Annotated in this window: 22 protein-coding genes and 2 pseudogenes; 9 read left to right on the top strand and 15 right to left on the bottom strand. The window is 65.6% G+C overall.

Annotation, left to right across the window (positions count from 1 at the left end; all coding sequences use genetic code 11):
• Positions 1 to 20: 20 nt before the first annotated feature.
• Positions 21 to 2171 (bottom strand): DUF1631 domain-containing protein, encoded by a 2151-nt coding sequence (locus AC3WL2_RS11110; protein WP_102682513.1) that lies wholly within the window; start codon positions 2169 to 2171, stop codon positions 21 to 23.
• 245 nt (positions 2172 to 2416) lie between these two features.
• Here AC3WL2_RS11110 and nadC point away from each other — a divergent pair, with 245 nt between their 5' ends.
• Entirely contained in the window at positions 2417 to 3265 is an 849-nt protein-coding gene (gene nadC / locus AC3WL2_RS11105) for a carboxylating nicotinate-nucleotide diphosphorylase (protein ID WP_102682514.1), read from the top strand.
• A gap of 74 nt (positions 3266 to 3339) precedes the next feature.
• Here the strand turns inward: nadC and trxB are convergent, their stop codons facing one another.
• Complete coding sequence (trxB, locus tag AC3WL2_RS11100; protein ID WP_028689829.1) at positions 3340 to 4302, bottom strand: thioredoxin-disulfide reductase; 963 nt, start codon at positions 4300 to 4302, stop codon at positions 3340 to 3342.
• 327 nt (positions 4303 to 4629) lie between these two features.
• Here trxB and cysZ point away from each other — a divergent pair, with 327 nt between their 5' ends.
• Positions 4630 to 5358 carry a sulfate transporter CysZ gene (cysZ, locus tag AC3WL2_RS11095; protein WP_102682515.1) on the top strand — a complete coding sequence of 243 codons (729 nt, stop codon included), beginning with the start codon at positions 4630 to 4632 and terminating at the stop codon, positions 5356 to 5358.
• A 77-nt stretch (positions 5359 to 5435) separates the two neighbouring features.
• Here the strand turns inward: cysZ and AC3WL2_RS11090 are convergent.
• A pseudogene (locus AC3WL2_RS11090) lies at positions 5436 to 5855 on the bottom strand (methyl-accepting chemotaxis protein); the annotation flags it as partial.
• 174 nt (positions 5856 to 6029) lie between these two features.
• Positions 6030 to 6662, bottom strand: a pseudogene (locus tag AC3WL2_RS11085) (PAS domain-containing protein); the annotation flags it as partial.
• A 269-nt stretch (positions 6663 to 6931) separates the two neighbouring features.
• On the opposite strand from AC3WL2_RS11085, the gene AC3WL2_RS11080 reads away from it, so the two are divergent.
• Positions 6932 to 8143 carry a glycosyltransferase family 4 protein gene (locus AC3WL2_RS11080; protein ID WP_102682517.1) on the top strand — a complete coding sequence of 404 codons (1212 nt, stop codon included), beginning with the start codon at positions 6932 to 6934 and terminating at the stop codon, positions 8141 to 8143.
• Here AC3WL2_RS11080 and AC3WL2_RS11075 read toward each other — a convergent pair.
• Positions 8112 to 9215: an NADH:flavin oxidoreductase gene (locus AC3WL2_RS11075; RefSeq protein ID WP_102682518.1), complete on the bottom strand. Its 1104-nt coding sequence runs from the start codon at positions 9213 to 9215 to the stop codon at positions 8112 to 8114. The two genes, AC3WL2_RS11080 and AC3WL2_RS11075, sit on opposite strands and share 32 nt — an antisense overlap.
• Before the next feature lie 251 nt (positions 9216 to 9466).
• Here AC3WL2_RS11075 and AC3WL2_RS11070 point away from each other — a divergent pair, with 251 nt between their 5' ends.
• Both AC3WL2_RS11070 and AC3WL2_RS11065 read left to right on the top strand, forming a co-directional pair.
• Entirely contained in the window at positions 9467 to 9814 is a 348-nt protein-coding gene (locus AC3WL2_RS11070; protein ID WP_102682519.1) for an HPF/RaiA family ribosome-associated protein, read from the top strand.
• Between the two features lie 129 nt (positions 9815 to 9943).
• Positions 9944 to 10243 carry a DUF3509 domain-containing protein gene (locus AC3WL2_RS11065; protein ID WP_102682520.1) on the top strand — a complete coding sequence of 100 codons (300 nt, stop codon included), beginning with the start codon at positions 9944 to 9946 and terminating at the stop codon, positions 10241 to 10243.
• A gap of 3 nt (positions 10244 to 10246) precedes the next feature.
• Here the strand turns inward: AC3WL2_RS11065 and AC3WL2_RS11060 are convergent, their stop codons facing one another.
• On the bottom strand, positions 10247 to 10717 hold the full coding sequence (locus tag AC3WL2_RS11060; RefSeq protein ID WP_031315617.1) for a phosphate-starvation-inducible protein PsiE: 471 nt from the start codon (positions 10715 to 10717) through the stop codon (positions 10247 to 10249).
• Between the two features lie 220 nt (positions 10718 to 10937).
• Here AC3WL2_RS11060 and AC3WL2_RS11055 point away from each other — a divergent pair, with 220 nt between their 5' ends.
• Positions 10938 to 11201: a YebG family protein gene (locus tag AC3WL2_RS11055; protein ID WP_102682521.1), complete on the top strand. Its 264-nt coding sequence runs from the start codon at positions 10938 to 10940 to the stop codon at positions 11199 to 11201.
• 78 nt (positions 11202 to 11279) lie between these two features.
• Here the strand turns inward: AC3WL2_RS11055 and AC3WL2_RS11050 are convergent, their stop codons facing one another.
• Positions 11280 to 12299 (bottom strand): Leu/Phe/Val dehydrogenase, encoded by a 1020-nt coding sequence (locus tag AC3WL2_RS11050; RefSeq protein ID WP_102682522.1) that lies wholly within the window; start codon positions 12297 to 12299, stop codon positions 11280 to 11282.
• 123 nt (positions 12300 to 12422) lie between these two features.
• On the opposite strand from AC3WL2_RS11050, the gene AC3WL2_RS11045 reads away from it, so the two are divergent.
• A complete protein-coding gene (locus AC3WL2_RS11045) occupies positions 12423 to 13229 on the top strand; it encodes a SirB1 family protein (RefSeq protein WP_102682523.1) in 807 nt (268 codons plus the stop codon).
• Here AC3WL2_RS11045 and AC3WL2_RS11040 read toward each other — a convergent pair.
• From AC3WL2_RS11040 to hmgA, 4 genes are read right to left on the bottom strand one after another with little or no spacing between them, the layout of a single operon-like run.
• Entirely contained in the window at positions 13218 to 14567 is a 1350-nt protein-coding gene (locus AC3WL2_RS11040) for an MFS transporter (protein WP_102682524.1), read from the bottom strand. The genes AC3WL2_RS11045 and AC3WL2_RS11040 overlap by 12 nt on opposite strands.
• A 51-nt stretch (positions 14568 to 14618) precedes the next feature.
• The gene (gene maiA, locus AC3WL2_RS11035) at positions 14619 to 15248 is read right to left on the bottom strand and encodes a maleylacetoacetate isomerase (protein WP_102682525.1); all 630 of its coding nucleotides are present in this window, start codon (positions 15246 to 15248) and stop codon (positions 14619 to 14621) included.
• 13 nt (positions 15249 to 15261) lie between these two features.
• Positions 15262 to 16554 (bottom strand): fumarylacetoacetase, encoded by a 1293-nt coding sequence (fahA, locus tag AC3WL2_RS11030; protein WP_102682526.1) that lies wholly within the window; start codon positions 16552 to 16554, stop codon positions 15262 to 15264.
• 3 nt (positions 16555 to 16557) lie between these two features.
• Positions 16558 to 17859: a homogentisate 1,2-dioxygenase gene (hmgA, locus tag AC3WL2_RS11025; RefSeq protein WP_102682527.1), complete on the bottom strand. Its 1302-nt coding sequence runs from the start codon at positions 17857 to 17859 to the stop codon at positions 16558 to 16560.
• 190 nt (positions 17860 to 18049) lie between these two features.
• Between hmgA and AC3WL2_RS11020 the strand changes: the two genes are divergently transcribed.
• Positions 18050 to 18829 (top strand): IclR family transcriptional regulator, encoded by a 780-nt coding sequence (locus AC3WL2_RS11020; protein WP_094010273.1) that lies wholly within the window; start codon positions 18050 to 18052, stop codon positions 18827 to 18829.
• Positions 18830 to 19115: 286 nt separating this feature from the next.
• Here the strand turns inward: AC3WL2_RS11020 and AC3WL2_RS11015 are convergent, their stop codons facing one another.
• The 4 genes from AC3WL2_RS11015 to AC3WL2_RS11000 all read right to left on the bottom strand — a co-directional run bounded on the left by AC3WL2_RS11015 (position 19116) and on the right by AC3WL2_RS11000 (position 22288).
• Entirely contained in the window at positions 19116 to 20030 is a 915-nt protein-coding gene (locus AC3WL2_RS11015; RefSeq protein ID WP_102682528.1) for an SDR family oxidoreductase, read from the bottom strand.
• Between the two features lie 116 nt (positions 20031 to 20146).
• A complete protein-coding gene (locus tag AC3WL2_RS11010; protein WP_102682529.1) occupies positions 20147 to 21052 on the bottom strand; it encodes an alpha/beta fold hydrolase in 906 nt (301 codons plus the stop codon).
• Between the two features lie 173 nt (positions 21053 to 21225).
• Positions 21226 to 21912 (bottom strand): LrgB family protein, encoded by a 687-nt coding sequence (locus tag AC3WL2_RS11005; protein ID WP_102682530.1) that lies wholly within the window; start codon positions 21910 to 21912, stop codon positions 21226 to 21228.
• Positions 21902 to 22288 (bottom strand): CidA/LrgA family protein, encoded by a 387-nt coding sequence (locus tag AC3WL2_RS11000; protein WP_102682531.1) that lies wholly within the window; start codon positions 22286 to 22288, stop codon positions 21902 to 21904. Before AC3WL2_RS11000 ends, AC3WL2_RS11005 begins: the two co-directional genes overlap by 11 nt.
• Positions 22289 to 22390: 102 nt before the next feature.
• Between AC3WL2_RS11000 and AC3WL2_RS10995 the strand changes: the two genes are divergently transcribed.
• Positions 22391 to 23278, top strand: a complete 888-nt coding sequence (locus AC3WL2_RS10995; RefSeq protein ID WP_102682532.1) for a LysR family transcriptional regulator — start codon at positions 22391 to 22393, stop codon at positions 23276 to 23278.
• The last annotated feature ends 16 nt before the right edge of the window (positions 23279 to 23294 follow it).

Below are 23294 nucleotides of genomic sequence, written 5' to 3'. Positions count from 1 at the left end.
AAATGATTGTGCAGGAGGCTTCAGCTTTGCTGTGCCTGCTGCCCACGCAATTGCTCCAGCACCGCCTCCAGCGCCCGCTCGAACAGCAGGCCATCGTCCAGCAGGCGTACCTCGCCACGACGCAGGGCCATGGCCAGGCCCATGCGGTTCCATTCGCGCACCTTCATGCCGGTGCGGTTGCTGAAGACCAACCGGTCATTGCTGTCGATACGCGCCACCAGCTTGCAGCGCAGCGGCTCGTCGTCGTCCATCACCTCGACCCAGGTGCCGACCTGCAACCGCTGTACCTGATGAACGGCAGGGTCATGCTCGTCGAGCGGCAGGCCAGCGTCCAACTCGGACTCATCGCTGACGACCAGCACGATATCGTCCTCCACCCACACTTCGTCCAGCGCGGCATCCGCCTCCGGCGTGCCGCCACAGGCGCGCTGGTGCAGCTTCTCCAGTTGCAGGAAGAAATCACGGGTGGCGGCGGAGTCCAGCGCCACCCCCGCCAGACCGTCGCGCAGCGCCTTGAGCAGGCCCGGCACCTGCTCCAGCAGGCGCTGCGGCTCACGGTACGGGGCAATGCTGACCAGCAGGTCGTCCACAGTCGCCAGGGCCTCGGCCCAGGCTGGCGAAGCCTCTCCCTGCTTCAGCCAGGCCAGCAGCAGCACCTGGCTCCAGGATTGAACCAGCATCTGCACCACCACCTGCGGCAGCACCCGGCCATGCAGGCGGTCGTTGAGCTCCTGCTGCACACGCTGGCGGGCCAGCAGCGTACGGGCGCGGCCCTCCTCGGCGTCACGGGTACGCTGCTCGAGCAGTTCGTTGCGCCGACGTTCATCCTGGCTGAAAGCGAGAAACTCATCGAGCAGTTCGTCGAACAGGGCGCAATCGTCGGAAAAGTCATTGAGCAGGCGCTGCACGATCCGTTCGACGCGCAGGTGCAGGCTGTCGCGCAGCCCCTCGGCCTCGGTCTCCCAGCCAATGGCCGCGGCGGCGATTTCGTTGAGCAGGCGGCGCGCCGGGTGGCTGCCACGGCTGAACATGCCCTTGTCGATCAATGCCACCTTGAGCACCGGGATGTGCAGGCGGACGATCAACGCGCGCAGGCTGGCCGGCAGGTTGTGGTCACCCTGGATGAAGGTGAACAGCAGGTCGACCAGGTTGATCGTGTCTTCGTCGTCGGTGGCAATGCGCCGCCGCGTGCCGCTGCGCACGCTGACCCGCAACAGCAGTTGCTCCAGCTGCTGGCCGAGGTTGAAGTCATCCGGCTCGCCAGGGGCCGGCACATAGTGCTGCAAGTGGGTGAGCAGGCGCAGCAGGTCGCCGGTACTGGTCGGCTGGGCCGCACCGGCCGCCTGCAAACGCGGCGTGACCCGCCCGCGCACCGGCGCCAGCAGCGCCTGCACCGAGGCGAAGAACGCCTGGCCGGCGGAGTCGGGCAGGCCGCCCGGCATGACGCTGGCCGGCACGCGCCTGGCAATGCCGCGCCGGTCCTCGGCACGGCGCCGTGGCGCGGGCAGCAGGTCCGGCAGCACGCCGGCACTGGCGAGCAACTGGCTGGCCTCGCCGTAGAGCAGGTCGAGGTCGCGCAGCACATAACGCTCGTACAGCTTGAGCAGCACCATCTTGACGTTGGCGCCGACCCCCAGGTTGCGCCCGGCATCCAGGAAGTAACCGCAGAGGTTGCCTGGCCCGAGTGGGTTGTGCGCGGTCTCCAGCGGCACTTCCAGCAATGTGGTGAAGCGCAGGTTCAGTTGATCGAGCAGAAACCCGTCACGCGACAGCACCCGATCGACCATGGCCTGCACGGCCACGGTTCGCTCCAGCGCCGACCTGTCCTGGGTCTGTGACCTGACCAGGGCCTCGAGCCCACCGCCCTGGCCGATACGGGCAAAGGCGTCGTAGAAGGTGTCGAGGAACCCGCGCTCGATGCTCTTGCGCTTCAGGCGCAGGTCGCGCATGGCTTCGAAGTACAGGTTCTGGTCGAGTCGGCCACTGGCCTTGTCGGCCATTTCGAAAAGGGTGTCGTCAGCATTGTCGAACAGCGCCTGCAAGCCCTGGCGCAATTGCAGCGCGGCTTTGTCGCGCACCTGCAGGAGCAGGACCGGAAGGCATGGCGAGGGCGCGCGCGCACCCCGGTCGATGGCCGCCGCCAAGGGCACCACCTTGCCTTCATCATGCATCCCGGACTCCTTGCTGGATGTTGCGTTGTTCGACTGGAAGATAAATCGTCAAAGCTATGACGCCAATTACAAGGCGCCATTATCGGTGAAAATTCTGGCAGCTGCCAGCACGCCTTTCGCACGCCTCAACGGACAATGCATTTGCAGAATTGCTCAAACCGCCTGACCAAAGGTCATCGGCACGGCAGCTGTACACGCCGCCCCCCTGCCCTATAATCGCCGGCACCTAGCTTGTGGAGCCGACCATGCCGAACCTACGCCTCGCCGACCTGACCGCCGAAATCGAAGCCAACGTGCGCCGCGCGCTGCTCGAGGACATCGGCGGCGGCGATATCACCGCCCAGTTGATCCCGGCCGAGCGCCTGGCCAAGGCGACCATCATCACCCGCGAGGACTGCGTGATCGCGGGCACCGCCTGGGTCGATGCGGTGTTCCGCCAGCTCGACCCGCGGGTGGCGGTGCACTGGCAGGTAGCCGATGGTGAGCGCGCCACCGCCAACCAGGCGCTGTTCCACCTCGAAGGCCCGGCGCGCTCGTTGCTCAGTGGTGAACGCTCGGCGCTGAACTTCCTGCAACTGCTCTCGGGCGTTGCAACCCGCGCGCGCTTCCTGGCCGACCTGGTCGAGGGCACCCAGGTGCGCCTGCTCGATACCCGCAAGACCCTGCCGGGCCTGCGCCTGGCGCAGAAGTACGCGGTTACCTGCGGCGGCTGCCACAACCACCGCATCGGCCTGTACGACGCGTTCCTGATCAAGGAAAACCATATCGCCGCCAGTGGTGGCGTGGCCGAGGCCGTGGCGGCGGCGCACCGTATCGCCCCGGGCAAGCCGGTGGAGATCGAGGTGGAAAGCCTGGACGAGCTGCGCCAGGCGCTGGCGGCGGGCGCCGATATCGTGATGCTCGACGAACTGAGCCTGGATGAAATGCGCGAAGCGGTACGTATCACTGCTGGCAAGGCCAAGCTCGAGGCCAGCGGCGGGGTCAACGAGACCACCCTGCGAGTGATCGCCGAGACCGGTGTCGACTACATCTCGATCGGTGCGATGACCAAGGATGTGAAGGCGGTTGACCTGTCGATGCGACTGAGCCTGTGAGCTGAATCGCAGGTACAAAAAAACCGGCCAGATGGCCGGTTTTTTCATTGCGAGGCAAGCCCGCAGGGGCTGGATCAGTGCGCGGCGTTGGCCAGGCCGTCCAGGTAACGCTCGACGTCCAGGGCCGCCATGCAGCCAGCGCCGGCGGAGGTGATGGCCTGGCGGTAGACGTGGTCGGCCACGTCGCCGGCGGCGAAAACGCCCTCGACGTTGGTGGCGGTGGCGTTGCCTTCACGGCCGCCGTGGACCACAAGATAACCGTCCTTCAGGGTCAGCTGGCCTTCGAACAGCGAGGTGTTCGGGGTGTGGCCGATGGCGATGAACACACCGTCAACCTTGATTTCGTCGAAGCTGCCGTCGTTGTTCTTCAGGCGCGCACCGGTCACGCCCATGTTGTCACCCAGCACTTCGTCCAGGGTGGCGTTGAGCTTGAGTTCGATCTTGCCTTCGGCGACACGGGCGTGCAGCTTGTCGATCAGGATCTTCTCGGCGCGGAAGGTGTCGCGACGGTGTACCAAAGTCACCTTGCTGGCAATGTTGGCCAGGTACAGCGCCTCTTCCACGGCGGTGTTACCGCCGCCGACGACCGCCACCGGCTTGTTGCGGTAGAAGAAGCCGTCGCAAGTGGCGCAGGCCGACACGCCCTTGCCCATGAAGGTTTCTTCCGACGGCAGGCCCAGGTAGCGAGCGCTGGCACCAGTGGCGACGATCAGCGCGTCGCAAGTGTAGGTGCCGCTGTCACCGCGCAGGGTGAACGGCTTGTTGGCCAGGTCGACGGCGTTGATGTGGTCGAAGACGATCTCGGTCTCGAAACGCTCGGCGTGCTCCTGCATGCGCTGCATCAGGGCCGGGCCGGTCAGGCCGTGGGGGTCGCCCGGCCAGTTGTCGACTTCGGTGGTGGTGGTCAGCTGGCCGCCCGCCTGCATGCCGGTGATCAGCAGCGGCTTGAGGTTGGCGCGGGCGGCATACACCGCGGCGCTGTAACCGGCAGGGCCGGAACCGAGAATGATGACGCGCGAATGACGTACTTCGGACATGTCGAACTCCTGTCGAGCGGGCCGCACGGGGCCGGCGTCTGTGCGCCGGTTGCGCCAGCTGGAATTAAAAGGGACCCACGCAGCACTTGGGGAAGGCTACAACGCGTTGGTCCAAAACCAAAAAAGTTGAGCGCACTGTAGCGAGGCCGCAGAGATTAAGGAAATATCCTTCGACAATCCACCTTATAGACAGTCTCTATCCGCAGAGGAAACCGCCAGGCATTGTGCCTGTGCTTTGTTACACGCCGTTTCCCGGAGGCGCGGCGCCTTTCGTCGGCGCGCCAAACTCGGTAAGGTCAGCGCGTTTTCCTCAAGCGGAGCACTCCGATGCAAGCCCCCGTCCTGTCCGGCCCGCAGTACCTGCGCGAAGGCCTGAAACTGGTCCTGAGCCCCAGCCTGCGCCTGTTCGTGCTGCTGCCCCTGGCGGTCAACCTGCTGCTGTTCGGCGGCCTGATCTACTTTGCCGGCCACCAGTTCAGCCTGTGGGTCGATGCGCTGATGCCCACCCTGCCCGACTGGCTGGGCTTTCTCACCTACATCCTGTGGCCGCTGTTCGTCGCCCTGGTGCTGTTGATGGTGTTCTTCACCTTCACCCTGCTGGCCAACGTCATCGCCGCGCCGTTCAACGGTTTCCTGGCGGAAAAGGTCGAAGTGGTGGTGCGCGGCCAGGACAACTTCCCGCCCTTCAGCTGGAGCGAGCTGATGGCCATGGTGCCACGTACCCTGAGCCGCGAGATGCGCAAGCTCGGCTACTTCCTGCCACGGGCCATCGGCCTGTTCATCCTGTCGTTCATCCCGGTGGTGAACGTGATCGCCGCGCCGCTGTGGCTGGTGTTCGGTATCTGGATGATGGCCATCCAGTACATCGACTACCCGGCGGACAACAACAAGATGAGCTGGCAGGACATGCTCGCCTGGCTGCGCGCCAAGCGCTGGCAATCGATGGGCTTTGGCGGGATCACCTACCTGGCGCTGATGATTCCGGGGGTCAACGTGCTGATGATGCCGGCGGCGGTGGCCGGGGCCACGTTGTTCTGGGTGCGTGAGCGCGGCTGAATGAGTGCCATCGCGGGGCAAGCCCGCTCCCACCGGATCCGTGGGAGCGGGCTTGCCCCGCGATGGCTTGAGTTCGGTCAGTGGCTCAGCTGGCTGGAAAACTGCCCCACCGCATCCACCACCTTCTTCGCCCCCTCCTGGATCTCGACGATCACCCCGCCGGTATCGGCGGCCAAGGCCAGGCCCTGCTCGGCCTGACGCTTGCTGGTGTCGATGATGTCCACCGCGGCCTGGGCCAGCTGTTCGTTCTGCTGCACCACCTTGGCGATTTCCTCGGTGGCGCTGCTGGTACGCGAGGCCAGTTGGCGCACTTCGTCGGCGACCACGGCGAAACCACGGCCCTGTTCGCCGGCCCGGGCGGCTTCGATGGCGGCATTGAGCGCCAGCAGGTTGGTCTGCCCGGCGATGTCGCTGATGGTCTTGATGATCGCGCCGATCACCTTCGACTGCTTGTCCAGTGCCTGGATGCCCTCGGCGGCTTCCTGCATTGAGCCCTCCAGCCCACGCATCACCTCGACAGTCTGGGTTACCACGTCGGTGGCCTTGCGCGCGCTGTCGTCGGTTTCCAGCGAGGTGGTGTAGGCGATGTCGGCGGCCTGGGCCACGGCCAGTTCCTGGTTGACTTGGTCGGTGATCACGGTGGCGAACTTGACCACCTTGTAGAGCACGTCGTGGGCGTCGATGATCGGGTTGTACGAGGCTTCCAGCCACACCACGCGGCCATGGGCATCGACGCGCTTGAAGCGCTCGGCAACGAATTCGCCGCGGCGCAGCCTGTTCCAGAACTCCTGGTAGCCCGGCGAATTGGCTTCTTCCGGCTCGCAGAACATGCGGTGCGACTTGCCGCGGATCTGTTCGAGGGTGTAGCCCATGGTCTGCAGGAAGCGGTCGTTGGCGGTCAGCACCTGGCCTTCGAGGTTGAACTCGATCACCGCGGTGGAGCGCATCAGGGCCTTGATCAGGCTCTCATGCTCACGGGACGTCTCGATGGTGCGGGTCAGGTCGCTGGAGTGCAGGGAGAAGTACTTGATGCGCCCGTCGCTGTCCTTGACCGGTTGCAGGATGGAGCGCAGCCAGGCCTCTTCGCCGTTGCCACGCAGCAGGCGGAAGGCGCCGTTGAGGTGCTCGCCCCGGGTGATGGCGTGTTTCATGCGCTGATAGAAATCGAGCTTCTTCACATGGGCCGGGACGATCTCCTCGATATTGCGCCCGATGAGCTGCTCGGCGCGGTAGCCCATTTCGGCCTCGAAGTTGCCGTTGACCGACTCGATGCGCCCCTGCGGGTCGAGCTGGAGCACCAGCATCTCGCTGTCGAGGCTGTTCTTGACCTGCTCGATGGACATCAGTTCTTCGCGCAGTTGCTGGATTTCTTTCTTCAGTTTGCTGTTGAACATGGCCGCTCTCCCGGAGCGTATTCCCGTAGTCGAATGCATCTGCATCGGCTGCGTCCCGTGAGTTCTTGAGTGCGTTGCAAGGAAATATTCATACGGATGAAACTGCCGGAAATCAGGCGTCATCCGCACGTCACAAAGGCGTCATATGGCCGCAACGGGGGCGGCGGACACTTTTTGTCATGAACACACCGTCCTTGCGCATCACCCTGGTCAGCGAAACCTTCCCACCCGAGATCAATGGCGTGGCCAACACCCTTGGCCGCCTCAGCGAGGGTCTGCGCCAGCGCGGGCATCAGGTCGAACTGATCCGCCCGCGACAGGCCGCCGACAGCGCAACGGGCAACGATGACGAACTGCTGCTGTGCCGTGGCTGGCCACTGCCCGGTTACCCCGGCCTGCAGTGGGGCGAAGTGTCGATGCACACGCTATGGCGTCGTTGGCGTCGGCAGCGTCCGGACGTGCTGTACATCGCCACCGAAGGCCCCTTGGGCCTGAGCGCCCTGCGCGCCGCCCGGCGCCTGGGCGTGGCGGTGGTCAGTGGCTTTCACACCAACTTTGCGCAGTATTCGGGGCAGTATGGCCTGGGGCTGCTGTCGCGACTGCTCACCCACTACCTGCGCTGGTTCCATCGGCGTACCGCCATCACCCTGGTGCCCAGCATCAGCCAGCGCCTGGAGCTGGAACGCCGCGGCTTCGAACGCCTCGGCCTGATGGCCCGCGGTGTCGACTCCGGCCTGTTCAACCCGGCACGGCGCAGCCAGGCCCTGCGCGGGCAGTGGGGGCTGGGCGCGGATGACCTGGCCGTGCTGCACGTCGGACGCCTGGCCGCAGAGAAAAACCTGGCCTTGCTGCGCCCTTGCATGGAAGCCCTGCGCAAGGCCTACCCGCACCGGCGGCTGCGCCTGGTGATCGTCGGCGATGGCCCACTGCGCGGCCAGCTCGAACAGCAGTTGCCCGATGCGGTGTTCTGCGGTGCGCGGCGCGGCGAGGTACTGGCCGAGCACTATGCCAGCGGCGATTTATTCCTGTTCCCGAGCCTGACCGAGACCTTTGGCAACGTGGTGCTCGAGGCGCTTGCCTCGGGCCTTGCCGTGGTCGCCTACGATGAAGCCGCCGCCGCCCAGCACATCCGCCACGGCCATAGCGGTGTGTTGGCCATGCCGGGTGACCAGGCGGCATTCATCGACGCCGCTTGCTGGTTGCTGGAGGAAAGCGAAACCCTGCGCCGGGTGCGCCTCAACGCTCGCCAGCACGCCAGCCGCCAGGGCTGGCCGGCGATCATCGAACAGTTCGAGGGTTACCTGTACGGAGCCTGCCGCGAGTTGCAGAGCACCCGCGAACAGACGCCGCCCCTGGTGATCAAGCCAGGTTCGTCAGCGCCTCACGGCTGAACGGCAGCACGTCTCCCTCACGCCCCTCGCGAACCTTGCGCGCCCATTCGGCATCCACCAGCAAGGCGCGGCCCACGGCCACCAGGTCGAACTCCTGGTCTTGCAAGCGTTGCAGCAAGCCTTCGAGGCTGGCCGGCCTGGCCACCTTGTCGGTAGCGACCATGAACTGCAGGAACTCGCCATCCAGGCCGACACTGCCCACGGTGATGGTCGGCTTGCCGGTGAGCTGGCGGGTCCAGCCGGCCAGGTTCAGCTCGCTGCCCTCGAATTCTGGCTCCCAGAAACGCCGGGTAGAGCAGTGGAAGATATCCACACCCGCCTCGGACAAGGGCTTGAGGAACGCTGCCAGGGCCTCGGGAGTCTGCACCAGGCGTGCGTTGTAGTCCTGCTGCTTCCATTGCGAGAAGCGCAGGATGATCGGGAAATCCGCGCCCACGGCCTGGCGCACGGCCTGGATCAGTTCGATGGCGAAACGCGAGCGTCCGGCCAGGTCACCGCCGTATTCGTCGTCGCGACGGTTGCTGGCCTCCCAGAAGAACTGGTCGATCAGGTAGCCGTGGGCGCCGTGGATTTCCACACCGTCCATGCCGATGGCCTGGGCATCGCGCGCGGCCTGGGCGAAGGCGGCGATCACCTCGCGAATGTCGTCGTGGCTCATCTCCTGGACCAGTACCTGACCATCCTTCTCCTTGCCGCTCGGGCCATAGCCCGGCACCTCGGCATCCGGCTCGGTGCCCAGGCGGCGCACACTGCCCACGTGCCACAGTTGCGGCACGATGCGCCCGCCTTCGGCATGGACCGCGTCGACCACACGTTTCCAACCGGCCAGGGCATCTTCTCCATGGAAGCGCGGCACATTGGGGTAGCCATTGGCGGCCTTGTGCCCGACTGTGGTGCCTTCGGTGATGATCAGCCCGACCCCGGCTGCGGCACGACGGCGGTAGTAATCGACCACACCGTCATGGGGCACGCCCCCCGGGCAGAGGGTACGGGTCATCGGCGCCATGACCACGCGGGTCGGCAGGTCAAGGGAGCCTAGGGTGAAAGGCTGGAACAGAGGGTTGCTGGACATGCGGCGCTCCCGACGGGTGAGGAAATGCGCCTGAGCTTAGGGACCGCCTGGCGGATGGCCCAGCATTATTGATTGCAGTGATCGGCCGTCATCGTTGTGAGCAGAGCGAATTGCAACAGGAAATTTATTTTCAGAAAGGGCTTGAATTCATCCGACAGTTGCCTGACTTTAGAGTCAAGAGGCGCAGGAAAACCAACGCCCTCAGTGGCCTAGGCGCGCCTCTCGCGAGCAAGCTGAATAAGGATTGAATCATGCAAATCCAGGTCAACAGCAGCAACCATATCGAAGGCAACATCCGTCTCGACCAATGGGTCCGCAGTACCCTGCAAAGCAGCCTCGAACGTTACGAGGACGACCTCACCCGCATAGAAGTCCACCTGCGTGACGAAAACGGCGCCAAGTCCGGTCCCCACGACAAACGCTGCCAGATGGAGGCTCGCCCGAAGGGTCACCAGCCGATTTCCGTGACCCACACCGCCACTTCGCTGGAGCACGCCGTCGATGGCGCGGCCAGCAAGCTGAACCACGCCCTGGAGCATTTCTACGGCAAGTTGCGTAGCAAGCGCGGCGCCCTGGAACTGAGTGATCCAGACGCCTGACCGACAATGGTTCAGACAAGAACGCCCGGCCTTGCGCCGGGCGTTTTCGTTGTTCACCGATCAGCGGGCCTGAACCAACCTCGGTCGAGCCCGGTCAACTTCTGCAATCATTCACTGCAGAACCCGACCATGAACAATCCCTTCGATCAGATCAGCGCCGCCTTCGCCCCGGAGTACCGGGTCAACCTGAGCATCGAACGCCTGGACGGCAGCATCATGCTGACCCTCTCCGACGACAGCGGCGTGGTCGCCAAGCGCCTGATCAGCCAGGCCCAGCGCAACGACCCGGTACGCCTGCAGCGGGTCATCGACAGCATCCGCCTGGGCCTGGCCATCGAGCTGGGGCAAAACCCGCTGGAAGTGCTCGCAGCCCTGACCCGCCCCGCGCAGGGCGAGCGCCGCGTCCCTGTCGCCGGCCTGGCAAACTGAGGGTTATTTGCCCTCGTCCACTTCCTTGCCGCTGGCATCCAGCGCCTTGGTCGACGGGTAGCGGTACGACGCATAGCGCACCACCAGGATGGCGAAGGCCAGCAGCAGGATACCGCCGCACACATACAGCAAGCCGACATCCGGCGCCTTGTGGTGCGAGACATCGCCGATCAGCAGGCGGGTCAGCGCGGTGATTGCCACGTAGAGCAGGAAGCGGATCGGCATGTGGTTGGTCTTGAAGTAGATCCCCACCATCGCCCCCAGCTCCAGGTAGATGAACAGCAGCAGGATGTCATCCACGCTCACCCCACCCTTGCCCAGCATGTCCAGGAAGGTCACTACCGCCGCATAGGCGGTGATCGCGCCGATACCGAACAGCGCCAGGTAATGGAAGGCCTCCACACACAGGTTGCCCAGCGAGTCGGCGGAGCCGTGCAGGCCCTTGCGCAGCTTTTCTGCCCATTTGATGTTCACGATGTTCGATTCCTGATACTGAAGGTCTTGGTTGCCATGCAGTTAAAGGGCCATGGCCCCTGTCTTGGAAGGCGGTCGATTGCCGCAAGACACCTGTGGGCTACGCTGATTTTCAGTTTGCCTGGCCATCATTGCGGTTGCAGGGTGATGGCCTGACGATGTACTGTATAAAAACACAGTTATGCGCAATCCAATCAGCAAAAAGGCACAGAGGTGATGAATGGCCGTCGAAGTGGTGTACCGCAGCAGCCGCGACCCGGAGCGCTTGTTCATGGATAAGGCCGAAGCAGACCGTCACGACAAGATGCTCGAACTGGCCGAACGCCTGGCCGAGGTACTGCACAAGGCCGTGCCTTCGATGAGCGAGCAGCAGGTAGAGGAAGCCGGCATCTACATGGCGAAGAACCGCGATGTGTTCGCCCGAGCGTTCAAGAGCCAGCCCGATGCGCTGGCGGAGCTGCTCGAAGGCGGCGCGGTGGACTGACGCCATCGAGGGGCAAGCCCGCAAGGCTCGCATCCATGGAAAATCTCGTGGGAGCGGGCTTGCCCCGCGAAATGGCTTTCAGCCGTACAACAATCTTTCCGCCAACATCTGTGCCACCCGTGCCGGCGAACGTTTCTCCGCCTGGGCATGGGCGAACACTTCGGTCAGCCGCGAAGGTATCCGCGCCAGGTGCGCGGTAATGGTCCCCAGCCCCTCGCCCCGATGGGTCAGCGCCACATAGATCAGCCCACCGGCATTGATCACATAGTCCGGCGCATACAGGATGCCCCGGCTCTCCAGCTGGTCGGCCACCTGCAAGGTAGTCAGCTGGTTGTTCGCCGACCCCGCCACCGCCGCGCAGCGCAGTTGCATCACGCTCTGCCCGTTCAGCACCGGCCCAACGCCACACGGCGCAAAGATGTCGCACGGAGTGCTGATCAAGGCTTCATGGGCCACCGGGTGGGCATTGAGCTGCTCCACCGCCAGGCGCACCTTGCCGGCATCCAGGTCGCTGACCAGCAGCTCGGCGCCGGCCGCATGCAGTTGCTCGGCCAGCGCATAGCCAACGTTGCCCAACCCTTGCACCGCCACTCGCAATCCCTCCAGGTTGTCACTGCCCAACCTGGCCATGGAGGTGGCGCGGATGCCGGCGAACACGCCCATCGCCGCATGTGGCGATGGATCGCCCGAGGCGGTGGTACTGGTGACGTAGGGGGTGGCCTGGGCAATGCAGTCCATGTCGAGGGTCGAGGTGCCACTGTCCACCGCCGTGATGAAGCGGCCCTGAAGGGTGTCGACGAAGCGCCCGAACGCCTCGAACAGCGCTGCACGGTTCTCCACATGCGGGTTACGCACGATCACCGCCTTGCCGCCGCCCATCGGCAACCCGGCCAGGGCCGCCTTGTAACTCATGCCCTGGGCCAGGCGGATGGCATCGGTCATGGCGCTTTCGTCGTCGGCATAGGGCAGGTAGCGACAACCGCCCATGGCCGGACCCAGTTGTTCGCTGTGAATCGCCACCACGGCCTTCAGCCCCGTAGGCGGGTCGATGAACAAGTGCAGTGACTGCGTGCGAGTGCTTTGCATGAGCGCGAACATCGACGGGCTCCCCAGCGAGGTGCTGCTACCAGTATAAACAGGTCAAGGCAGCACACCGTGCGGGCGGACCACTGGACGAAAAGCCTCGCCAGGGCTACAAGTTAAGCGTGATGGAGAAGTCCGATGAACTCACGCCAAGCCTGCCTGGCCTGCCTGGAACGCGAGCCGGTCGCCCTGCTGGAAGCCACGCTGTGGATTGCTGCGGAGCATGACCGCACTGTCGAGCTCTCGGCCAGCCTGGCCAGGCTGCATGAGCTGCAACGCGAAGTCAGCACCAGCCTGCCGATGCTGCCGGTCAACGAACTGGCCCAGCCCTTGCTGCGCCAGCTCAACGCACTGGGCTTTCAGCAGGACGAGTACCACCCGTTGCGCCCGCACGTGGCCTTGATGGACAAGGTGCTGCAACGTCGGCGTGGCCAACCACTGCTGCTGGCAATCCTTGCCCTGGAGCTGGCACGGCGGCTGTCGATCCCCCTGGAAGGCGTGAACTTTCCCGGCCACTTCCTGCTGCGGGTACCCGGTGCCGACCACCTGCTCGACCCTTGTGGTGGCCGCCGCCTGTATCCCAACGACTGCCGCGAACTGCTCGCCCGCCAGTTCGGCCCACAGGTGCCACTGTCCGCCGAGCACCTGCTCAGCGCATCGCCGCGGCAGATGCTCCAGCGCCTGTCGCGCAACCTTCGCCAGTTGCATATCAGCAACGACAACGACCTCGCGGCGCTGATCGATGCCGAGCGGGTCATGCAACTGGGCCCGGTGCAGGTCGGCGACTACCTGGCCCGGGCCACGCTGTACCAGCACCTGGACTGTCCCCAGGCAGAGCGCTTCGACCTGGAGCACGCCCTGCTGCTGACCGACGACCCGGTGCAGCGCCTGAAACTCACGGAACGCCTCGGCCAGTTGCCCAACGGCAAACGTTCAATCCATTAATGCCTCGCCCTTGGCCGTCGCTTCGCGCGGCTGCGGTGCGCGTACCCGGCTGATCAGCAGCGCGCCGAGCAGCGCTGGCACGGCGCAGAAGAAGAAGATCTGCTCCACTGGCATGTGCAACGTCAGCAGCAGACTGCCGAGCAACGGTCCGAGGATCGAGCCGAAGCGCCCCACACCCAGGGCCCAGCCGGTGCCGGTGGCGCGCACCTGGGCCGGGTAGAAGTTGCTGACGAAGGCATTGAGCGTCAACTGCCCGCCAATGATGCAGAACCCGGCGGCGAACACACTGGGCACCAGCCAGCGCGGATCGTCATGGTTAATGCCGACCAGCACGCTGAACAGCGCCGCGCCCAGCAGCACGCCGGCCAGCAGGTGAGCCTTGTTGGCCATGCGGTCGGCGCACCAGGCCAGGCACACCGCACCGAAGGTGCCGGCAAACAGGAACAGCGAAGTCACCAGGTTGGCCTGGTTCAGCGCCAGCCCGCTTTCCTGCAGCAGCGACGGCAGCCAGCTGATCATGAAGTACAACAGGATCAGGCTGACAAAGAAGGTGCTCCACAGCAGCAGCGTGGGCCGGGCGAACCCCTCGCGAAACAGTGCCACCACGGTGAGCTTGCTGTCAGCCGGCTCGTCGGGGGCGATGCGCGCCGCCGGTACCTGCCAGCCCGGCAGCAGGCGAGCGGTGACCCGCTGCAACCGCGCATAGGGCGGAGCGTCACGCAGCAGGCGCGGCAGCGACTCGGGCAGGAACAGTGCCAGGAACGGGAACAGCAGCAAGGGCGCCACGCCGCCGGCAAGGAACACTGCCTGCCAGCCGTAATGGTCAATGAAGCCCGCGGCGACGAAGCCCCCCGCAGCGCCACCCAGCGAGAAACCGCAAGCCGCCAGGGTGACCATCAAGGTGCGCAGTCGGGGCGGCGCGTAGTCGGCCATCAGCGCCATGGCGCTGGGCATCGCGCCGCCCATGCCGATACCGCAGAGAAAGCGCGCCAGCATCAGGCTGTCGAGGGAAGTGGCGAACATCATCAGCAGCGTCAGGCTGGCGTACAGCAGCACGCAGCACAGCAGCACCCGCCGCACGCCGAAGCGGTCGGCCAGTGGCGTCACCGCCAGCGAACCGACCGTCAGCCCCAGCAGGTTGGCGCTGAACACCGGCCCGAAAGCGGCCTTTTCCAGGCCCCAGTCCTGGGCCAGCGCGGGGATCACATAGCCCAGCACCTGGGCGTCATAACCATCGGTGACCAACAACAGGATCAACAGCAGCAGCAGGCGCCACTGGTAGGGTGACACCGGGCGCGCGTCGAGCGCCGCGCGAAAGCTGGCTATCTGGTTGTGCATCGCAAGGTCCCTGTCTTTTGTTGTTATGAGTGCAGGTGCGGGCGGTGGCGATCAGTCGGGCGTGTCGGGCTGCCTCGCCGGGTGGGCCTGATGGAAGGCCGGGTGCTGCTCAGCCAGGGCGGCCACCCGGCGAATGCGCGGGTAGCCACCGAGGTCGATGTTGAAACGCTCTGCTGCGTACAACTGCGGGATCAGGTAGACATCGGCCAGGCCCGGCGTCGCACCGAAGCAGAAGCCATCGTCGCCGATCAACTGCTCGATCGCCGCCAGCCCCTGGCCGATCCAGTGGCCGATCCACTGGTTGACCTGTGCCTCATCGTGCCCCAACTGACGCAGCTGGTTGAGCACGCTGACGTTGTGCAGCGGGTGGACATCACAGCCGATGATCGCCGCCACGCCACGCACCTTGGCCCGGGCCTCGGCTGCGGTCGGCAGCAGCGCTGGCTGCGGGTGCGCCTCTTCGAGGTATTCGATGATCGCCGGCGACTGCACCAGCAACTCGCCATCGTCAGTACGCAGGGCCGGCACCCGCCCCTGCGGATTGAGCGCCAGGTAGTCCGCGCCGCGCTGCTCGCCCTTGAGCAGGTTCACCGGCAGGGCCTGGTAGGCCAGGCCCTTGAGCGCCAGGGCGATGCGCACCCGATACGACGAGGTGGAGCGGTAGTAGGTGAACAGTTCCATCGCCCTGCCCTCCTCAGTTGGCCGCGACGATGGTGCCACGGCATTCGCCGAAGCCGATGCTGGCCACGCCATCGCGCACGCAACGGGCGCGCAGGATGATCTCGTCGCCGTCCTCGAGGAACTTGCGCACTTCGCCGCTGGCCAGTTCCACCGGCTGCTTGCCGCCTTCGGTGATCTCCAGCAGGCTGCCGAACGAGCCTGGCGCCGCGCCCGACAGGGTGCCCGAGCCGAACAGGTCGCCCGGTTGCAGCTGGCAGCCGTTGACGCTGTGGTGGGCAACCATCTGTGCCACGGTCCAGTACATGCTGCGGGTGCTGCTCAACGTGAGGCGATGCGCCGGCAGGTTCTGCTCGCGCATGCGTTCGGTCAGCAGCAGCACTTCCAGTTCGATGTCGAAGGCGCCGGCGGCCTGGTCGCGCTTGTCCAGCAGGTATGACAGCGGCTGCGGGTCACCCTCCGGACGGGCCGGCTGGGCGCAACGGAACGGCTCCAGGGCCTCGGCAGTGACCACCCATGGCGACACCGTGGTGATGAAGCTCTTGGACAGGAACGGGCCCAGCGGCTGGTACTCCCAGGCCTGGATATCGCGCGCCGACCAGTCGTTGAGCAGGCAGAAGCCGGCCACGTGTTCGGCGGCGTCGCCGATCGGGATCGGCTGGCCCATGTCGTTGCCCTGGCCAATCCAGATGCCCAGTTCCAGCTCGTAGTCCAGGCGCGCGCAAGGGCCGAAGCTCGGCTCGGTCTGGCCCGCCGGCAGGGTCTGGCCCTTGGGGCGGCGCACGTCGGTGCCGGACGGGCGGATGGTCGAGGCGCGGCCGTGGTAGCCGATCGGCACGTGCTTGTAGTTGGGCAGCAGCGGATTGTCCGGGCGGAACAGCTTGCCGACGTTCTTGGCGTGCTCGATGCCGACGTAGAAGTCGGTGTAGTCACCGATCTTCGCCGGCAGGTGCAACTGGCATTCGCCGGCCGGGTACAGCGCGGCCTTCAGGGCCGCCTGGTGCTCGCTGCCCTCGCCCAGCAGCGCCAGCAGGCGCTGGCGCAGGGCAACACGGGCCTCGCGGCCAAGGGCGAAGAAGGCATTCAGCGCGCCGCCCACTGTCGCTTCGACGGCAGCCTTGGCCGCCCCCTCGAACAACCCGGCGGCCAGCACGGCCTCGAGGTCGAGGATCGCGTCGCCGATGGCTACGCCGCAACGTGGCGCCTGCCCCGGGCGGCTGAAGATGCCCAGGGGCAGGTTCTGCAGCGGGAAGTCGCGGTGCCCGTTGGCGTGCTCGACCCAACTGCGGGCAATGGCGGTGTGGTTCATCGGTTATCTCCGGTTCGGGTTGAAGGTGCTCGGCAAGGTGGCCCAGCAACTATCGTAGTCGGCCTGCAACTGCGGGCTTTCGAGGGCCTGGCGGCTCGGGCGCAGCACCTGGCTGGTCTCGAACATGAAGGCCATGGTGTTGTCGATCTTGTGCGGCGCCAGGTCCACCGAGATGGCCTTGTCGCAGGTCTCGGCGTCGGGGCCGTGGGCGCTCATCACCCCGTGCAGCGAAGCGCCGCCGGGCAGGAAGCCTTCGGCCTTGGCGTCGTAGGCGCCCTGGATCAGGCCCATGAACTCGTTCATCAGGTTGCGGTGGAACCATGGTGGACGGAAGGTGTTCTCGGCCACCATCCAGCGCGGCGGGAAGATCACGAAGTCCATGTTGGCCATGCCATGCACGCTGGTGGGTGAGGTCAGCACGGTGAAGATCGACGGGTCGGGGTGGTCGAAGCTGACCGTGCCGATGGTGTTGAAGCGGCGCAGGTCGTATTTGTAAGGCACGTTGCTGCCGTGCCAGGCGACTACGTCCAGGGGCGAGTGCTGCAGCTCACAAGCCCAATGTTCGCCGAGGAACTTCTGCACCAGCTGCACAGGGCCGGTGCTCTCTTCGTAATGGGCGACCGGGGCGAGGAAGTCACGCGGGTTGGCCAGGCCATTGCTGCCGATCGGGCCAAGGTCCGGGATGCGCAGCGGCGCGCCGTGGTTCTCGGCAATGTAGCCCCGGGCCTGCGCATCGAGCAGTTCGACCCGGAACTTCATGCCGCGCGGGATCACCGCGATCTCCAGCGGCTCGACCTCGAGCACGCCCAGTTCGGTGGCGATGCGCAGGCAGCCTTGCTCGGGCACCAGCAGCAACTCGCCGTCGGCGTTGAAGAACACCCGCTCCATGGAGCGATTGGCGCGGTAAATGTAGATACTCACGCCGGCCGGTTTCTCCGATGCCGAGTTGGCCACCATCGGCAGCCAACCGTCGATGAAGTCGGTCGGTTCGGACGGGATCGGTTGCGGGCTCCAACGCAGGCGATTGGGATTGACGCCTCCCAACGGCCCGGTCAGCGGCTGGCGCTCCAGGCGCTCGAAACGCGGGTGCAGGGCCGAGGGGCGAATGCGGTACAACCAGGTGCGTCGCAGTTCGCTGCGGGTCATGGTGAACGCGGTGCCCGACAGCAGCTCGGCGTACAGCCCATAGGGAGCCTTCTGCGGCGAGTTCTGCCCGACCGGCAGGGCGCCGGGCAGGGCTTCGCTGGCGAATTCGTTGCCGAAGCCGCTCAGGTACTGGAGCTCAGGGGATGTGTCGCGGGTCATCGGTGCCTCCGGGCTGCTGGGAGCCGTTTCGGGCAGCTGGCTGCGGAGCCCGATCCTGAAACCGGCACCAAGGGCGGCAGCGCGTCTGCATTGTTTTTATCGTAATCAGATTACGAATAACGTAATTTGCCCGAGCGCAGGCGTCAAGCTATAAAGGCGCCACCCCATGAAATCTGCATAGAAGTCCCCCATGGCCAAAGCCAGCAGCACCGACAACGGCAAACAGAAAGTCCGCTCGGCGGAAGTCGGCACCGACATCCTCAAGGCCCTGGCCGAACTTTCCCCCTCCACCTCGCTGTCGCGCCTGGCCGAGCATGTCGACATGCCGGCGAGCAAGGTGCACCGCTACCTGCAGGCGCTGATCGCCAGCGGCTTCGCCGAGCAGGACCCGGCCACCAACCACTACGGACTGGGCCGCGAGGCACTGCGGGTAGGCATGGCGGCACTGGGCAGCATCGATGTGCTGAAGGTGGCGGCGTTGCCGCTGTCACAGTTGCGCGACGAGCTCAACGAAAGCTGCTTCATCGCCGTGTGGGGTAACCAGGGGGCGACGGTGGTGAGCATCGAACCGGCGGTACGTGCAGTGACGGTGGTGACGCAGATCGGTTCGGTGCTGCCGTTGCTCAGTTCGTCCACCGGACTGGTGTTCGCCGCGCACCTGCCCGAACGCGAGACCGTGGAGCTGCGCGACCGGGAACTGGCAGCGCTCGGCCAGACGGCGGATGACTATGCCGCCCTGCTCGAACAGATCCGCCAGCGCGGCCTGCACCATGTGCACGGTTTGCTGATGCCGGGGGTGGACGCGCTGTCCGCGCCGGTGTTCAACGCCATGGGCCAGGTCGCCGCCGTGATGACCGTGGTCGGTCCGACCTCGATCTTCCATGCCGACGAGCACGGCCCGGCCGCCCGGCGCCTGCTCGCCGCCACCCAGGCCACCAGTTGGCGAATGGGATACGGCGCGGATCAGTGAAAGGACTTACAAAGCATTACGGACTTTTCCTGCGAGAGCGGCCTATAGTCCGCCTCGCACTTTTACTCGAAACGTAAAGGTGAATGTCATAAGCGGGTATTTTTCCCACGGGATCATGCGCTTATTCTGACCTCACTGGCCGGCACGAAGGGCTCTCCCCCCTGCTTTTCGCGCCCGCCCAGGTTCACCGACGTTGATTTTGAAGCTCCTTGATCTAACGTCTCGATTGGCCGCTGCGATTGCAGCGGCCTTTTTTATTTCTGCAAGAATCGCAAGATCGGCGCAATCAACCCAACGGATACCTCTGCAGGTTCGCCATCATCTGCTGCAACGCCTGCAGGCTGTCCTGCGGGTGCTCCGCGCCCTCGAAATCACCGATCCGCACCCAGTTGTCCGCCACCTGCTCGGGGGTGAACCCTTCACGCGGGTCGAAGCCCACGCCCTGGCTACGCTCCCAGCGCACCTTGCCCACCCAGCCGCCGCCCACCTCGAACAGTTCGCCGCTGTCCTGGCACTGCTCGCTGCCCAGGTACACCACCAACGGGCTGATCAGCTCGGGCTGCAGACGTTCGAACACCTGCGGCGGGATCAACCCCTCGGTCATTCGCGTGCCGCCGGTCGGGGCGATGGCGTTGACCAGGATGCCGTGCTTGCGGCCCTCGATGGCCAGGGTGCGGGTCAGCCCATAGAGGCCGAGTTTGGCCATGCCATAGTTGGCCTGGCCGAAATTGCCATAGATGCCAGAGGTGGACGAGGTGAAGATCACCCTCCCCCAATTCTGCGCCCGCAGGTGCGGCCAGGCGGCGTGGGTAACCTTGTAGGCGCCCTCGACGTGCACCCGGTAGACCAGCTCCCAGTCGCTGTCTTCCATCTTGTGGAAGGTCTTGTCGCGCAGGATGCCGGCGTTGTTCACCAGCACATCGACCCGGCCGAAGGTATCCAGGGCCTGCTCGACGATGCGCGCGCCATCGGTGACCGAGTCATGGTTGGCGATGGCCGTGCCGCCCGCGGCGCGGATCTCCTCCACCACGCGGTCGGCCGCCGAGGCGTTGGCGCCTTCACCATGTGTAGACCCACCCAGGTCATTGACCACCACGTGAGCGCCGCGCGCGGCGAACAGCAGCGCATGGGCCCGGCCCAGGCCGCCGCCGGCCCCCGTGACGATCACCACTCGATCCTGCAGACGTACCGGCTCGCTCATGCTCAAGGCTCCTGGCAATGAAGGGATGCAACGCAGTTTCCGCCAGCCGCCCGGGCCGGGCAATCAAGCGCACCGTGGCGAATGCCGCCCGATAACGCCCGGCGATGGTCGCCCGGTCAGGACCAGGCGACCTTCAGCGGTACATAGCTCAGCGGTTGTTCACGAAAGGCCAGGTAGTGGCGCAGCACCTGCACCGGCGCTTCGGTGTGCGGGTAATGGCCGATGCCCTGCAACACCACGGTGTCCGGGTCCGGGACGATTTCCCGGTAGCGCTCGACCATGTGCGCGCCGGACAACGGATCGACCGCGCCATTGATGAAGCGCAGCGGCACGCCCGGGCGTTGCAGCGCGGCGACCCAGCGCTCGCGCTGGGCCCGGCGTTCCGGCAGGAAACTGACCAGCTTGTGCAGGATCCGTGGGCCACGGTTGGAGGCGATCAGGCTCCAGTAGTCGTCCAGGGCGCTCTCGCTGGGATGGGTGCACGGGCCATAGACCTGGGTGACGTTGCGCACCAGGTCGTCGCGCCCGAACGAGCGCCCGACCAGCCAGCCCAGGCGGCTGAGCAGCAGCTTCTGGACCAGCAGCACCCGGCAGCTCTCGGGGAACAGCCCGCTGTTGAGGAACACGCAACTGGCCACCTCCAGCCGCCGTTCGTGGTGCCGGGCCAGCAGCTCCTGGGCGACGCTGCCGCCGTAGTCGTGGGCCAGCAGGTGCACCGGCTGGTCGATGTGCAGGTGCGCCAGCAACGCCTGCTGCAGGTCGGCCTGCTCGAGCAGGCTGTAGTCGTGGTCCGCGGGCTTGGCCGAATCGCCGAAGCCGAGCATGTCGCAGGCCACCACACGAAAGCGCTGGGTCAGGGGTGCCCACAGGTAGTGCCAATCCCAGCTGGCCGTGGGGAAACCGTGAAGCAATAGCAGGGGCTCTCCTTGCCCTGCCGTCCAGTAGCGGATGCTCTGGCCCCGGAAAGTGAACCCCTGGCTCCGGGTGCGCCAGACGCACAATGGAATTTCGGCCAGTGGCATCACGGTCGTCTCGGTGGATAAGGGTTGGAAGAGGGCAAGGCTGCGTTCATTGCATGTCACCTCGGCACTTACATGTGCTCTCTATGTCGAGGCTCAGTCTAGAAGCCTATACGAAGGTGATAAGTCGCCTTGGCAGCCAGCCTGATGACCGTGCGAGTCAGTGGCACGAACGGTCAGATCAACCTCATCAGCAACGGCGCGGCCAACAGGTTGAGCAGCCCGGTCAGGACCATGACCAGGCCGGCCACCGAGCCTTCCTCGCGCCCGACTTCCTGGGCGCGGCTCACCCCCGCGCCATGGGCACCGACACCGAACAGAGCCCCCCGCGCCAGCGGTGTGCGCAAGGGCAGCCAACGCAGGAGAATGCCGCCGAACATCGCCCCGAGCACCCCGGTAAACATCACGAACACCGCCGTCAGCTCCGGCACGCCGCCCAGGTCCTGGGCCACGGGCATGGCGAACGGCGTGGTGATCGAACGCGGCAGCAACGACAGGCTGACCGCATCGTCCAGCGCGAGCAGGTGCGCCAGCGCCCAGGAGCTGCCGATAGAAGCCACGCTGCCGGCGAGCATGCCGACCAGCAGCGCCGGCCAGTGCCGCGCCAGGAGTGCCCGTTGTTGCCAGATCGGCACCGCGAAAGCGACGGTGACCGGGCCCAGCACGCCCATCAACCAATGCGTGTTGCGGGCGTACTCGGCGTAGGCGGTGTGCAGCGGCACGGCCACCGCCAGCAGCAAGGCCGGCACCAGGATCAGCGGCGACAGCAGGTAGCGCCCGCTGCGCCGGTACAGCCAGCGGCTGCCCAGGTAGGCGCCCAGGGTCAGGGCCAGCCAGAACAGCGGCATGGGTTCAAGGCTCATGGCGCAACCTCCAACGGCACACCAGCTCGACGGTGACCGCGGTGACCACCATCACCAGCAGGGTGCTCAGCGCGATCACCAGCAGGATGCGCCAGCCCTCGCTGCGCAGCAGGCTGCCGTAGTCCAGCAGGCTCATCAGCGCCGGAATGAAAAACAGCAGCATTTCGGCCATCAGCCAGCCGGCACCCAATTGCAGCGTGGCAGGTTTGAGCAGCCCGGTGGCGAACAGCGCCAGCAGCAGCGCCAGGCCCATCACCCCACCGGGAATCGGCCAGGCGAGCCAGGCGGCCAGCTGGCCACCGATCAGGAACAGCGCCAGCAACACCGTCAGTTCGGCGAAAAGGCGCAGGGTCTTCTTCAGTAATGCAGGATTCATGGGCGGGAGTTCCTCGACAACGGGCCCATTGTAAAAGTCGGCCACCTAGGCCAGAAGCGAATTGTTAGACTGACAGCCATTCCAAAATAGAATCCGGCATACATGGAATTCAAACAGCTGCGCAGTTTCATCGAAGTCGTCCACAAAGGCGGCTTCACCCAGGCGGCGGGTACCCTGCACGTCAGCCAGTCGGCGGTTAGCAAGCAGGTCGCCCAGCTGGAACAGGACATCGGCCAGCCGCTGCTGGAACGCCAAGGCTCGCAGTTGCTGCTGACTGCCGCCGGGCGCATCGTCCTGGAACGCGGCGAAGCGCTGCTGCGCCAGCGCCAGGAGCTGCTGAGCGAACTCGACGATCTCAGCCAGATGGCCCGCGGCGAATTGCGCCTGGGCCTGCCGCTGCTGGGCAGCGATGCGCTGTTCGCTGGGTTGTTCGCCGAGTATCGGCGGCGCCATCCGAATATCTCGATCCAACTGCTCGAAGGTGGCAGCCGCATGGTCGAGCAGGCCGTCAAGAGTGGCGAGTTGGAGCTGGGCGGCAGCCTGACGCCGAACGATCCGGCGTTCGACTACCAGCCGTTCTGCAATGAGCCACTGGAAGCCTTGCTGCCCGCCGGCCACCCGCTGGCCGGGCAGGTCGACGTCGCCCTGGCACAACTGGCCGACACGCCGTTTCTGCTGTACCAGCGCAGCTTCGTGCTCAACGATCGATTGCTCAGCGCCTGCCAGCAGGAAGGTTTTACACCCAAGGAGGGTGGGCGTAGCGGCCAGGCAGACTTTCTTGCCGCGTTGGTGGCGGCCGGGCAAGGCGTGGTGCTGCTGCCGGCGATCGTCGCACGGGCGCTGGAACGGCCCGGGGTGGTGCGCTTGCCGTTGCGGGCGCCGGAGTACCTGAGGTGGGACATCGCCTTCATCTGGCGGCGCGGGGCATATCTGTCACGGGCGGCGCAGGCGTGGCTGGCATTGTTGCGTGAGGATTCAGCCATGCATTGAGGCGACCGGCCCTATC

It is taken from the genome of Pseudomonas sp. FW305-96 (assembly GCF_058783825.1).
This window is presented reverse-complemented; position numbering and strand designations above follow the sequence as displayed.

Coding starts and splice junctions, on each gene's coding strand:
- AC3WL2_RS11110 (WP_102682513.1), bottom strand. CDS start 2,171: ATGCATGATGAAGGCAAGGTGGTGCCCTTGGCGGCGGCCATCGACCGG.
- nadC (WP_102682514.1), top strand. CDS start 2,417: ATGCCGAACCTACGCCTCGCCGACCTGACCGCCGAAATCGAAGCCAAC.
- trxB (WP_028689829.1), bottom strand. CDS start 4,302: ATGTCCGAAGTACGTCATTCGCGCGTCATCATTCTCGGTTCCGGCCCT.
- cysZ (WP_102682515.1), top strand. CDS start 4,630: ATGCAAGCCCCCGTCCTGTCCGGCCCGCAGTACCTGCGCGAAGGCCTG.
- AC3WL2_RS11080 (WP_102682517.1), top strand. CDS start 6,932: ATGAACACACCGTCCTTGCGCATCACCCTGGTCAGCGAAACCTTCCCA.
- AC3WL2_RS11075 (WP_102682518.1), bottom strand. CDS start 9,215: ATGTCCAGCAACCCTCTGTTCCAGCCTTTCACCCTAGGCTCCCTTGAC.
- AC3WL2_RS11070 (WP_102682519.1), top strand. CDS start 9,467: ATGCAAATCCAGGTCAACAGCAGCAACCATATCGAAGGCAACATCCGT.
- AC3WL2_RS11065 (WP_102682520.1), top strand. CDS start 9,944: ATGAACAATCCCTTCGATCAGATCAGCGCCGCCTTCGCCCCGGAGTAC.
- AC3WL2_RS11055 (WP_102682521.1), top strand. CDS start 10,938: ATGGCCGTCGAAGTGGTGTACCGCAGCAGCCGCGACCCGGAGCGCTTG.
- AC3WL2_RS11050 (WP_102682522.1), bottom strand. CDS start 12,299: ATGTTCGCGCTCATGCAAAGCACTCGCACGCAGTCACTGCACTTGTTC.
- AC3WL2_RS11045 (WP_102682523.1), top strand. CDS start 12,423: ATGAACTCACGCCAAGCCTGCCTGGCCTGCCTGGAACGCGAGCCGGTC.
- AC3WL2_RS11040 (WP_102682524.1), bottom strand. CDS start 14,567: ATGCACAACCAGATAGCCAGCTTTCGCGCGGCGCTCGACGCGCGCCCG.
- maiA (WP_102682525.1), bottom strand. CDS start 15,248: ATGGAACTGTTCACCTACTACCGCTCCACCTCGTCGTATCGGGTGCGC.
- fahA (WP_102682526.1), bottom strand. CDS start 16,554: ATGAACCACACCGCCATTGCCCGCAGTTGGGTCGAGCACGCCAACGGG.
- hmgA (WP_102682527.1), bottom strand. CDS start 17,859: ATGACCCGCGACACATCCCCTGAGCTCCAGTACCTGAGCGGCTTCGGC.
- AC3WL2_RS11020 (WP_094010273.1), top strand. CDS start 18,050: ATGGCCAAAGCCAGCAGCACCGACAACGGCAAACAGAAAGTCCGCTCG.
- AC3WL2_RS11015 (WP_102682528.1), bottom strand. CDS start 20,030: ATGAGCGAGCCGGTACGTCTGCAGGATCGAGTGGTGATCGTCACGGGG.
- AC3WL2_RS11010 (WP_102682529.1), bottom strand. CDS start 21,052: ATGCCACTGGCCGAAATTCCATTGTGCGTCTGGCGCACCCGGAGCCAG.
- AC3WL2_RS11005 (WP_102682530.1), bottom strand. CDS start 21,912: ATGAGCCTTGAACCCATGCCGCTGTTCTGGCTGGCCCTGACCCTGGGC.
- AC3WL2_RS11000 (WP_102682531.1), bottom strand. CDS start 22,288: ATGAATCCTGCATTACTGAAGAAGACCCTGCGCCTTTTCGCCGAACTG.
- AC3WL2_RS10995 (WP_102682532.1), top strand. CDS start 22,391: ATGGAATTCAAACAGCTGCGCAGTTTCATCGAAGTCGTCCACAAAGGC.